The sequence below is a fragment of the Microcoleus sp. genome, from assembly GCF_041354475.1.
GTDB lineage: Bacteria > Cyanobacteriota > Cyanobacteriia > Cyanobacteriales > Microcoleaceae > Microcoleus.
Genome location: NZ_JBGJZU010000015.1, coordinates 81,549 through 93,323, shown reverse-complemented (window position 1 = coordinate 93,323; position 11,775 = coordinate 81,549). Strand labels below are relative to the sequence as shown.

General features: G+C 43.8%; 9 protein-coding genes and 1 pseudogene. 3 read left to right on the top strand and 7 right to left on the bottom strand.

What is annotated here, in order from left to right; translation table 11 throughout:
- Positions 1-316: 316 nt before the first annotated feature.
- A pseudogene (locus tag ACBR23_RS08605) lies at positions 317-829 on the bottom strand (RNA-guided endonuclease InsQ/TnpB family protein); the annotation flags it as partial.
- Positions 830-1,056: 227 nt separating this feature from the next.
- On the opposite strand from ACBR23_RS08605, the gene thrS reads away from it, so the two are divergent.
- Entirely contained in the window at positions 1,057-2,886 is a 1,830-nt protein-coding gene (gene thrS, locus ACBR23_RS08600; RefSeq protein ID WP_371119335.1) for a threonine--tRNA ligase, read from the top strand.
- Between the two features lie 275 nt (positions 2,887-3,161).
- On the opposite strand, the gene ACBR23_RS08595 is transcribed toward thrS, so the two are convergent.
- The 3 genes from ACBR23_RS08595 to petH form a co-directional block, all read right to left on the bottom strand.
- A complete protein-coding gene (locus tag ACBR23_RS08595) occupies positions 3,162-4,478 on the bottom strand; it encodes a homoserine dehydrogenase (RefSeq protein WP_371119336.1) in 1,317 nt (438 codons plus the stop codon).
- A gap of 132 nt (positions 4,479-4,610) precedes the next feature.
- Positions 4,611-5,303: a Uma2 family endonuclease gene (locus ACBR23_RS08590; RefSeq protein ID WP_371119337.1), complete on the bottom strand. Its 693-nt coding sequence runs from the start codon at positions 5,301-5,303 to the stop codon at positions 4,611-4,613.
- 439 nt (positions 5,304-5,742) lie between these two features.
- Positions 5,743-6,948 (bottom strand): ferredoxin--NADP reductase, encoded by a 1,206-nt coding sequence (gene petH / locus ACBR23_RS08585; protein WP_371119338.1) that lies wholly within the window; start codon positions 6,946-6,948, stop codon positions 5,743-5,745.
- A gap of 91 nt (positions 6,949-7,039) precedes the next feature.
- Here petH and ACBR23_RS08580 point away from each other — a divergent pair, with 91 nt between their 5' ends.
- Entirely contained in the window at positions 7,040-7,291 is a 252-nt protein-coding gene (locus ACBR23_RS08580; RefSeq protein WP_371116174.1) for a hypothetical protein, read from the top strand.
- Positions 7,292-7,449: 158 nt separating this feature from the next.
- Here the strand turns inward: ACBR23_RS08580 and ACBR23_RS08575 are convergent, their stop codons facing one another.
- Complete coding sequence (locus tag ACBR23_RS08575) at positions 7,450-7,593, bottom strand: hypothetical protein (RefSeq protein WP_371116175.1); 144 nt, start codon at positions 7,591-7,593, stop codon at positions 7,450-7,452.
- A gap of 246 nt (positions 7,594-7,839) precedes the next feature.
- Between ACBR23_RS08575 and ACBR23_RS08570 the strand changes: the two genes are divergently transcribed.
- Positions 7,840-8,844: a phosphoribulokinase gene (locus ACBR23_RS08570; RefSeq protein WP_371119339.1), complete on the top strand. Its 1,005-nt coding sequence runs from the start codon at positions 7,840-7,842 to the stop codon at positions 8,842-8,844.
- Between the two features lie 73 nt (positions 8,845-8,917).
- Here the strand turns inward: ACBR23_RS08570 and ACBR23_RS08565 are convergent, their stop codons facing one another.
- The gene (locus ACBR23_RS08565; protein WP_371119340.1) at positions 8,918-10,117 is read right to left on the bottom strand and encodes an McrC family protein; all 1,200 of its coding nucleotides are present in this window, start codon (positions 10,115-10,117) and stop codon (positions 8,918-8,920) included.
- A 7-nt stretch (positions 10,118-10,124) separates the two neighbouring features.
- Positions 10,125-11,765, bottom strand: a complete 1,641-nt coding sequence (locus ACBR23_RS08560) for an McrB family protein (RefSeq protein WP_371119341.1) — start codon at positions 11,763-11,765, stop codon at positions 10,125-10,127.
- Between the last annotated feature and the right edge of the window lie 10 nt (positions 11,766-11,775).

The following is an 11,775-nucleotide window of genomic DNA, read 5'->3' as shown; positions in this document are numbered from 1 at the left end:
CGATTGAAATAGTCACTTCATTGGATTCCATAATAGAGGATACCTAACTGTATACACTCTATTATGTGTACATTCCGGTAAGTTTGTCTATATATGGGTAGATTTTATCTGACAGTTCCCAACCCCAAAGCATTAAGTGGGCGGTTGTTATCCCAATCTGATTGACACTCCCCAGCTATCAGGCGCGAGGATTCTTGGATCGGCCAGTTGACTTGCTCGTTGATGCTACCACCAACGAGTGGAGATCAGTCTGTCCCCAAGCGTTAATTTCGGCGTGCCCCGCCGTATTTAAATTAATTCCTGCCTGCTTTAATCCGTGGTTTAGCCCCACATCTATCCCAATAGTTTTACCTGTTGGGATAGCTTTCTCTTTTCGCTCCACATTGATACAAAACTGGGCGTAGTAGCCGTCGGCACGACGTACAACTCTGATTCGTTTAATCTCGTCGGGCGCATACAAATGCAAATCCCGATTGCCGATTAACTTAAACTTCCCAGCAGCAAAACCATCTTTAAATGTTAAATGCCTTTTGTCGGCAGAAAGCTCCCACCCCGAAGTTTTATATTCTACGGATCGACTGTGTTTTTTGAACTGCGGATATCCCTTTTTTCCTGGTTTCCTGGCTTTGCAGTTAGCAAAAAAACGTTGAATAGCAAAAATGGCACGTTCGGCAGAGGCTTGACGTGCCATCGAGTTAAGTTTGCCTGCCCATTCAAACTCTTTTGCCATGACGGCACATTGTTTGTATAGATCGACAAGCTTAATCCCTTGATTCTCTGTCCAGTATTTAAGAGTTTTGTTTCGGACAAATTGAGCTGTTCGGATCATTTCGTCAATGATTCGATATTGCTCCGCTTTGCCCTTTAACTTAAACTCTATTGCTATCATGGGAATAGTTTACCATCTTTACAAAAATTTTCGCGTACAAAGTGTGTGTATTTCACAAATTTTTACTGGTTTCGGAAGTTAAAGCGGTCCTACAAGGAGGGGGCTTTCAACCCATTTTTCTGGTAAGATAGAACCCAGTGCAACTAAATTAATTGCTAAATCAACCGATGTCTAGCTCAGAATCCCTTTCCGTTTCAGAACAGCCCGCTAAAATTGATTTGCCCCGCACCAGCGAGTCGGAGCAACTAAAAAAAATTCGCCACACTACATCCCATGTCATGGCGATGGCGGTGCAGAAATTGTTTCCCAAGGCCCAAGTCACCATAGGCCCTTGGATTGAAAACGGTTTCTACTATGACTTTGACACTCCCGAACCATTTACGGAACAGGATTTAAAAGCCATTAAAAAAGAGATGACCAAAATCATCAACCGCAAATTGCCTGTAATTCGCGAAGAAGTCAGCCGCGAAGAAGCACAAAGCAGAATTCAGGCAATTAACGAACCTTACAAATTAGAAATTCTCGAAGGTTTGATCGAACCCATTACCCTTTACCATTTGGGCGACGAATGGTGGGATTTGTGCGCCGGGCCTCACTTAGACAATACCAGTGAATTGAATCCAAAGGCGATCGAACTCGAAAGCCTAGCAGGAGCCTATTGGCGCGGGGACGAAACCAAAGCCCAGTTACAACGCATTTACGGTACTGCCTGGGAAACCCCCGAACAATTAGCAGCCTACAAACACCGCAAAGAAGAAGCCCTAAGACGGGATCACCGCAAATTAGGTAAAGAATTAGGCTTATTTATCTTCGCCGATGCAGTAGGCCCAGGCTTGCCTTTATGGACACCAAAAGGCACTGTTTTGAGAAGTATTTTAGAAGATTACTTGAAACAGGAACAAATCAAACGGGGCTATCTGCAAGTAGTAACTCCCCACATCGCCAGAGTCGATTTATTCAAAATCTCTGGACATTGGCAGAAATACAAAGAAGATATGTTTCCGCTGATGGCAGAAGATGAGGAAGCGGCTGCCAACGAACAGGGTTTTGTCATGAAACCCATGAATTGCCCCTTCCACATTCAAATTTACAAAAGCGAACTCCGCTCCTATCGGGAATTGCCGATGCGCTTAGCAGAATTCGGCACAGTTTACCGCTACGAACAATCGGGAGAATTGGGCGGTTTAACCAGAGTTCGTGGCTTTACAGTGGATGATTCTCACTTATTTGTCACCCCGGAGCAATTGGATGCAGAATTTTTGAATGTGGTAGATTTGATTTTATCAGTATTCAAAAGTCTGCAACTCAAGAATTTCAAAGCCCGTTTGAGTTTCCGCGATCCCAATAATTTGGATAAATATATCGGTTCCGATGAAGCTTGGGAAAAAGCTCAGGGTGCGATTCGCCGCGCCGTAGAAACCTTGGGAATGAACTATTTTGAAGGAATTGGGGAAGCGGCTTTTTACGGCCCGAAACTCGATTTTATTTTCCAAGATGTCTTGGACCGGGAATGGCAATTAGGAACTGTTCAGGTAGATTACAATTTGCCTGAACGTTTTGACCTGGAATACGTTGCTGAAGATGGCACTCGCAAGCGCCCGGTGATGATTCACCGCGCTCCTTTCGGTTCTTTGGAAAGATTAATCGGAATTTTGATCGAGCAGTATGCGGGGGATTTCCCGCTATGGTTAGCGCCGATTCAAGTGCGTTTGTTGCCTGTCAGCGCTGAGTTTTTACCGTTTGCGAAGGAGGTGGCGGCGAAGATGAAGGCTCTAGGAATGCGCGCTGAAGCTGATGAGAGTAGCGAGCGTTTGGGTAAATTGATTCGGAATGCAGAGAAGGATAAAATTCCGGTGATGGGTGTTGTCGGTGCTAAGGAAGTTGAGGCGAATAGTTTGAATATTCGGACTCGTGCTTCTGGGGAGTTGGGGGCGATTTTGGTTGATGAGGTGATTGTAAGATTACAGGGGGCTATTAGTAGTTACGGGGATTTTTAGGGATTTTTTTTACCCCAGATGCACGGAGATTAACGCAGATGATATTTTGAGATTGTCTGCGTTTTTCTAATCGAATGGGTAAAATAGTAGAATTAGCAGTCCTGGACGCAAAAAACCCGTTTTATTTAAAAAATCGTCGCTTTCTGGCCTGTGATATTGACGCAGAAACCGGGTTTTTGACCCCCCGTGCGTTCAGGACTGATCGAGGGCGGGTTTGAGAGTTTGTCAATTATTCGCAAATATTTTTGGTGCAACCCGCCCTTACAAATTAATTTTTACAAAACTCGCAGAATACTAGCAATGCTATGAATGGATTCCATCGCCCTAATTTCCGCGATCGCCTGTTGGAAATTGCCTTCTTTAACATCGTGACTCACGACTACAATTTCTGCTAAATCGCCATGAATTCCCGTCTGCACAACAGATTGTAAACTAACTTTGTGGTTCCCGAAACAAGTCCCTAATTTGCCAATTACCCCCGGAGTATCGCGAGTCAGGAAACGAGCATAAAACCGCGTTACCAGTTCCTCCATTTTTGCTATTTGGCAATAGTGTTGGTGATTGCAACTGAGCAAAGGATGGGGAATCGGAACAGTTTCGGTTTTCAGAATAGCTGCAATGTTCAGAATATCGGATACTACCGCACTAGCGGTGGGTCCGGCACCGGCACCGCGCCCGTACAGCATCAATTGCCCGATCGGCTCTCCTTCTACTAAAATTGCATTATAAACACCGTTGACACTGGCCAGCGGATGAGTTTTTGACACGCAGGTAGGATGCACCCGAATTGAAATAAGTTCGTTTTCTTTATCCCCATTTTCTTCCGTAGTTTGGCAGTTTTTTTGAGCAATTGCTAGCAACTTAATTACAAATCCCAGTTTGTCTGCATAGTCAATATCAGACGCCGTAACTTGTCTGATACCTTCGCAGTAAACATCTGCTAATTTAATCCTGCCTCCAAAAGCTAGGGAAGCTAAAATAGCGATTTTATCAGCAGCATCTAATCCATCTACATCCGCTGCGGGGTCAGCTTCAGCGTAACCTAATTGCTGTGCGTCGGCGAGGACTTCACCAAAGTCTGCACCTTCTGTTTGCATCCGTGTCAGGATGTAATTAGTTGTGCCGTTGACGATGCCAATTACGGTTTGAATGCGGTTTGCACCCAAGGATTGTTTGAGAGTTTGGATGACTGGAATGCCGCCACCGACAGCAGCTTCTAACATTACATAAACGCCTTTGGCGTTGGCTGCTTCAAATATTTCTTGACCGTAGCGGGAAATCACAGCTTTGTTGGCGGTGACAACGTGCTTACCGTTAGCAATAGCCTGGAGAATGAGCGATCGCGCCGGCTCCAATCCCCCAATCAGTTCTACTACAATATCAACTTGAGGGTCAGTGGCGATCGCTTCCAGGTCAGTTGTCAGCACATTTTCTGGCAATTGTAAAGACCGAGTTCGAGAAATATCGCGCACACCCACCCGATAGATTTCCAATTCCTGCAACAGCGGATGGCGGCCATCTGTAGAGAGCAAAATCTCTGCCGTTCCCGCGCCAACTGTACCTAAACCTAGCAAACCAATTTTGAAAGCCACGACTTTGACCCGTTGAAATTCACTTAACCTACTATCATTATATGCTAATCAAGCAATTTGTCATTTAACTAAACTCAATATACAGATCCCCGACTTCTTTAAGAGGTCGGGGATCTAACTTGGTATGACAATTCAAACTTCTGTATCGATATCTACCCCCATTTCTCGAAGCCGCTGCGCCAATCTTTCAACTTGCTGTTCTAGCTGCTGTCGCTGTGCTTGTTCTTCTCGAATTAAATCTTCCACTAGCGGTGGAGATAGCACTTGATTAACCGATAGAATAAATTCAGCGAACTGTACAGACTGAACTTGCTGTCCCGGCAAAAATTCTTGCTGAGAGTAACTACCTTCATTTTCGGGACGGCTACAGACACGAATTTTTGGTTGATTTGGGTCTACAATCCAATATTCAGGAATATCAATCAAGTCATATTCTGCCCGTTTACGGATGTAGTCATCCCGCCAATTTTGACTGGTAACTTCTATCACTAACAGTGGTTTTTCTTCAAAGTCCAAGACTGCCGAACCAGCTTGGGCACAGACTTGTTCCCAAAGACTCTGAGTGCAAATCATCACATCAGGAACTCGCGAAGAATTTTCCTCGGTTCGGACTGCGGTAGTGACAACGGCAACTAGCGGCAGGTTATGTGCTGCAAAGAAGCATCGGAACTGGTAAACCAAAAATTCAATTATTTTGATATGTATAGCTGTGGGTGTTGGCATTTCGATGAGATGTCCCCGATATAATTCATAACAAACACCTGATTCTCCCTGGTAGTTTAGATACTCTTCAAAAGTCAGTTGTTGGGTAGAAATTAAAATCATGTAAATTATCTCCCCTTTTCGGTGCGCTTTCTTTATATTTTACACTTTAAACTCTTGTGGTGTGGGCATTCTGTAATATCTAATCCGGTAGCATCGTCCTGTATTCATCTCTCTTATCTCCCTCTGTGTTCTGGAGCGTTCTAGTAAGGTTAAATCACCTGATGATGCAACCGGAAACCATATAATATCTCGATCCCCCTCGCATCCCCCACCCCCCCTACCCCCCCCAAGGGGGGAAAAAAGGGTAGGGCTGTTTCATTCTCAGATAAATCATCGTTTTGTAGGGGTAGTGCCACCGTGCCTACCCTCCCCGTCCACGATATCGAATTCTATGCAGCCTCATAAAAAATTGGTATAACTATCAACTGCTATACCAGTCTAAAACAATTATAGGGCGAGCAAAGCCCGCCCTACAACTGAGATTAAATCACCTTACACATTAATAGGTTTCAACGTGCCAGCGATGGTCTTTCTTCAATTGTTTCTGATAGGCAGACCACTCGACTCCGAACTTGCCAGCAGCCGCCGACATTCCCTCATCAATTCCGCCTTCCATGCCCTTCAAACCGCAGATATAAGTGTGAGTTTTGGGTTTTTGAACCAACTCCCACAATTCATCAGCGTTTTCTTGAATCCGATTTTGAATGTACATCTTGCCGCCGTCAACATTTTTTTGCTCGCGGCTGATGGCATAGGTCAATCGGAAATTATCGGGGAATTCTGCCTGCAATTTCTCCAACTCTTCCTTGTACAGAATGTTGGGAGTATAAGCTACGCCAAAGAACAGCCAAGCTAAACCTTTGAATTTGTAATCGGGATTGTTTTCTTTGAACATCCGCCACAAATAAGCCCGGAAAGGAGCAATTCCTGTACCAGTAGCCATCATAATAATGGTGGCATCCTCATCTTCTGGCAATAACATTTCTTTGCCTACTGGGCCGGTGATTTTGACATCAGCCCCTGGTTCCAAACCTGTCAGAAAAGTCGAACAAACACCAAAGACTTGTTCGCCGGTTTCTGGGCTTTTGTACTCTAGCCGACGCACGCACAGAGAGACTGTTTTGTCATCCAAATTATCTCCGTGACGGGTAGAGGCGATCGAATAAAGCCGAATTTTGTGAGGTTTACCGTTCTTATCAGTACCATCTGGAATAATGCCAATACTTTGACCTTCCAAATAGTGCAAATTGCCTCCAGAGATGTCAAAGGTGACGTGGCGGACAGTGCCGTCGCCGCCTTCCCTGACCAATTCTTCTGTAGAAATGCACTTGCCAATATAGGGATTGGCTGGCTTGTAGAGGTTAACTGGAACCTGAACCTTTTCCTGTGCTTGAGTCATGGGCTTAGTTGTTTCTCCAGATTTCTGACTCTGTTGTCCAAGTTCTGGTGCTACAGTGCCATGAGTTTTGGGAGCGTCGTTGGAGGGTCGAATGCTGACGATTTTGCCACCCATGCGAGTAATCCTCCGCATTTCCTGATTCATGCGATGGTAGGGAACGGCGATAAACACGCTGCCACTACGACGAATCGGGTTAGTTGTTTGGTCAGTTTCGCAGCTTTGACGCATACCCTCGACTTCATAGACAAAGATGCGACTGCCTGATATTGAGCTGGTCGCAACACCAGATATGCTTGGGCTGTACATTTGTTGCTTTTCCTTCACGATACAGAGTTATAAAGATAGAGAATGTGACCGTAGACTCAATTTACTTTTTTCTTAAGGTCATCGGGACTAATTGGTCGCGTTAATCTTTCAGCCTCGCCGTCCAGGGCGGGCGTGTCAAGTTTTGCTCGATCGCGTCCCCAATTCCCAATTAGCCGAACACGCCCCGCGAACCTCGTCCGGCTGCGTTCAGGTGTTGACCTATAGCTATTGTTGTCTGCGTACTGCGACTATTTTACCCGATCGCGGGATCAGCCCCCATAAGTCCTTTCGATCGGCGGCCGGCGATGGAATACCGCATCGGGCAACAAATGACTCCTATTGACCGACAGCAGCCAGCTACAAGGTTCTGGATTTATTCCTGCACGTCTGATGACTGAGGGCGTTAATTCTCGAATCGAAAATCGAAAATCGAAAATCGAAAATCGATCGACGTTGAGCTTGTAGTGGGCGATCGCATTCTGGTAAGATTAACCACTAAAGTTAGCTAGACAGGCGGTAATCCCCAGCCCATAATCTTTGATTTGGGGTGGGATGAGAGCCACGCGACGCGCTAGAGCGATCCTGCCAGCGATGTTGGGCGCAGCCAACCAGCATTCTTTGGGTGGCGAGGAGACGAGCACTCATTGTAATAATTCTCGTAAAATACTCATATCTTGGATCGCAGAATAATAATCTAGGTCTAGATAAAACAGCTTTTATGTGACAAGTGGGGCGGGACCTGTTCCTCACTATAAAACGCCGTAGAGGGAAACGATGGGAGTACCTTGAAGGAAGCTCTTGATATCCTTGACCGGACTCAGATGCCTACAACATATCGCTTGCGGTTGGTGTAGGAGCGTCACTAAACATTGATTTTTTTAGAGGGAAACTATGACAACTAAGCCGGATCGCGTGGTTTTAATTGGCGTTGCCGGAGACTCCGGGTGCGGAAAATCTACCTTTTTGCGCCGATTGACAGATTTGTTCGGGGAAGATTTCGTTACCGTGATCTGTCTGGACGACTATCATTGTCTCGATCGCAAACAGCGCAAAGAAACAGGGATTACCGCCCTTGACCCCAGAGCCAACAATTTCGACCTGATGGCCGAGCAAATGAAAGCGCTCAAAGAAGGCCGAGGAATCGACAAACCGATTTACAACCACGAAACCGGCCTGCTCGATCCTCCTGAGTGGGTAGAGCCGAATCATGTGATCGTGATTGAGGGATTGCACCCGCTGTATGATGAGCGAGTTCGATCGCTCCTCGACTTCAGCGTCTACCTCGACATCAGCGACGAAGTAAAAATTGCTTGGAAAATCCAGCGCGACATGGCGGAACGGGGCCACCGTTACGAAGACGTGCTGTTTGCGATCAACGCTCGTAAACCAGACTTTACGGCTTACATCGACCCACAAAAGCAATATGCCGATGTGGTACTTCAAGTATTGCCGACCAATTTAATCAAAGATGACAAAGAGCGGAAGGTTCTGCGGGTGCAGATGATTCAGCGCGAAGGCATCGCCAATTTTGAATCGGCGTATTTGTTTGACGAAGGTTCAACAATCAACTGGATTCCTTGCGGCCGCAAACTGACTTGTTCCTATCCGGGAATTAAGATGTATTACGGGCCAGACGCTTTCTACGGCCACGAAGTCTCGATTTTGGAAGTAGACGGTCAGTTTGAAAATCTCGAAGAAGTTATTTACATCGAAAACCATTTGAGCAAGACTTCTGCGAAGTATGAAGGCGAGTTAACTCACCTATTGCTTCAGCACCGCGAATATCCTGGTTCTAACAATGGAACTGGTTTGTTCCAAGTGTTGGTGGGATTGAAGATGCGGGCGACTTACGAGAAGTTGACTGCGAAGGAATCGAAAGTAGCTGTTAGTGTTTAGAACGCGAACATGAAAGATTTGGGAGGCGCGATCGCGCCTCTTTTTTTGTGGAGAAATGAACCGCAGAGAAGAGTTAGGAGAGGGTGTTTGGAAGTAGAGAGGTTAAAAAGGTTTTTCCGGCTTCATTGAGGTCGCTATCTAGGGAAAAAGCTAGACTGCGAACTCGGATATCACCATGTTTTATGTTTAGTTTCTGTTCGTCGAGGTTTTGCGGGTAGATGAGAATTGCATTTTTACAGTTTACTGCATTGGCGTAGGCGACTATTTGATTAAGATCATCCTTGGCTACTTTATCGGGAGCTTTGTATTTTGTATCGAGGACGTACAGGATTTCATTTGTTTCAATATCGCGTATAATTAAGTCAATCTCATCGGAATAATTTTGGTCATGTGTGACTGGGTGTTGTGATTCGACCTCAAAGCCTTTTGGTGTATTTGCTTTGAGCCATTCAGCGACAAATTGTTCATATAAACTAGCCATGTTTATCAGAAAAGGGAGCATTTCGCGATCGCCAGTTTCGTGACTGGGCCCTGTATTATCTAAAAAAAACCGACATAAGGCGTGTAAAAGTTGATAATCTTGATTCAGACGGTGATAAGTGCGATCGATACAAGCTGATGATTTAAAAGGTTTTAATGTCACAAATCCTTGGAGTGCGTGAAAGGCTTTTCGCACAGTGGATGAAACAGATTCGCGGCACAAACCGCTGCGGCCAATGATGAAGAGTGTCCAAGCGAGTATTTGATTATCTTCGATATCGCCTGTTTGTTCGTGATAGTGGCATTTTAGTTTAACATCCCAAGGTTTTTGAAGGGCTGACCGCAAATCGACGCGGCCGCGAATGTAAGCGAGTCTTTCGGTTTTGGGTAAGTAATCGCGATATAATCCTTTGCGACAGCGTTCGAGAATTTTATGGGCAAGAATGTTAGCTAATCTCTCGTAAGTTTGTTCTAAAGATTGGCACTGAATCTGTCCTTGGGGAAATTTTATCTTAAGGTTGTAGGCATATTCAAGCATTCCGAAGATGTTGTTTATGGGAACCTTTGGGCGGATGAAAATGTGAAATTCTGGAGTAATTGGAATGTTGCCAACTCTGCCTTTAGATGTTAATTGCCATTTATATCCTGTTTTAAAGTTGGGAAATTCTATCTTTATTTCCTTGGCATAATTGAGATGTATTTTTTGTCCTACTGATTCGGGAATTGAGTCTCGATCTAAAATTAGTAATTCATATTCTATCAGTTTGATGATTTGGGGCAATTCTCGTTTCATAATATCATCAATTGCTCAATTTATCCTTGATGTTATCCCAGAGAAATTCATCCATTTTTGCCGGATTATCAAAGAAGTATTCTTCGAGGTATGGCTCAATTTCCATTTGCCAAATATCTTGGATATCTTCAGCTAAGGTTTTTGTCAAAAAGAAGGAGATGCCTAGTTCATAGTGTTTGTTGTTAATTGCCCGATTGACATTTTCTAGAATCCTAGTTAATTTATCAACTGGGAAACCTGTTTTCTCTCTCTGGTGAAACTGTCGCAGCACTTCATAGTTTGGATAGATGGGAATGAATGCGAAACGGCGGCGGAGTGCGTTATCGACTAAGGCAATAGAGCGGTCTGCTGTGTTCATTGTGGCGATGATGCGGACATTTTTAGGGATTCTAAATAGTTTACCGCTGGCTAGTTTAACAGTGCGATCGCGGTCATCAAGCAAATACATTAACTCGCCAAAGACTTGAGATAAATTTGCGCGATTAATTTCATCAATAATGAGAACACAAGTGTCTTCACAGACTTCGGCTTTTTCGCAGAATTCTAGGAACCTACCGGGAACTATTGGATAAGTTAATTGCCCATCTTGACTTTGGGGACGGATGCCTTGAATAAAGTCTTCATAAGTATAAGCTGGATGAAATTGGATAATGTCTGAGAAACCGTCACCGCCACCGACTAAGTGTTGGGCGAGTTTTTGAGCGAGGAAGGTTTTTCCGGTTCCGGGGGGGCCTTGGATGATGGTTTGGCCTTTGCGGTTAATGGTGTGTATCCATTGGGTTAGTTGGGTTGTTTGAAAACCAGTAGTTTCGGAAATTTTTTCTAGTTGATATACTGGATTAAATTCCTTTTCATATACTGAAAAATATTGACTTATAAGAAGAGGTAAATCATTGTCGTACAGATTTGAAATCACAAATAATGGAAATACTTTTTTAAACGTTTGTGCTATTATCTGAATTAACTGTTGTGCAGAATATCCTAATACTTCTTCTGCTTCAAGCGATCTAGCAACCTGAATGTTAGTAATTTTATGCTGACCGTCAAATTTTAGTGTTTGTTTGGCAACTAAAGAAATAATACTTTCTAATAATTCATAAATACATTTTTGAGGTTTCATTATTGTCAGACGATATTCATGCACAGGGTAATTACAACGAATTATTTGGTTGGTTAAATAGCAATGATATTGATTAGGAAGATTATAACGTTTAAGGATATCGATTGCCAATGGGTCATTTATATAATTGCTTTCATAATTATCTCTCAAAACATCAATATCGTTAAATTCGGCACACAAACCAAAAGTTAAGTCTTGGTTATCAAATCTTAGCACTAGGCGAGCATTATCTATATAATTGATATCTCCATAACCCAAAGACACACTGTAAGCTACTGATTGTAAACCTTTTGTTTCAACGATCTCTCCAAATTGCTCCCACTTGATATTTATATATTTTTTTATAATATCAGGTAACAGCTTTTCGACCTGGCTTAAAATATATTTCAAGGGATTTTCAACATACTTCAAAAAATCTTTTTTGTGTGCTATGTAAAAATCTGAGCTTGGGTTTTCATAAAATTGTGCCAATAAGTTAAATGTCTCTGCTGAAAAAGGACATTCAGGATGTACAAAAACTTTTTCCATTTTTTCTGTA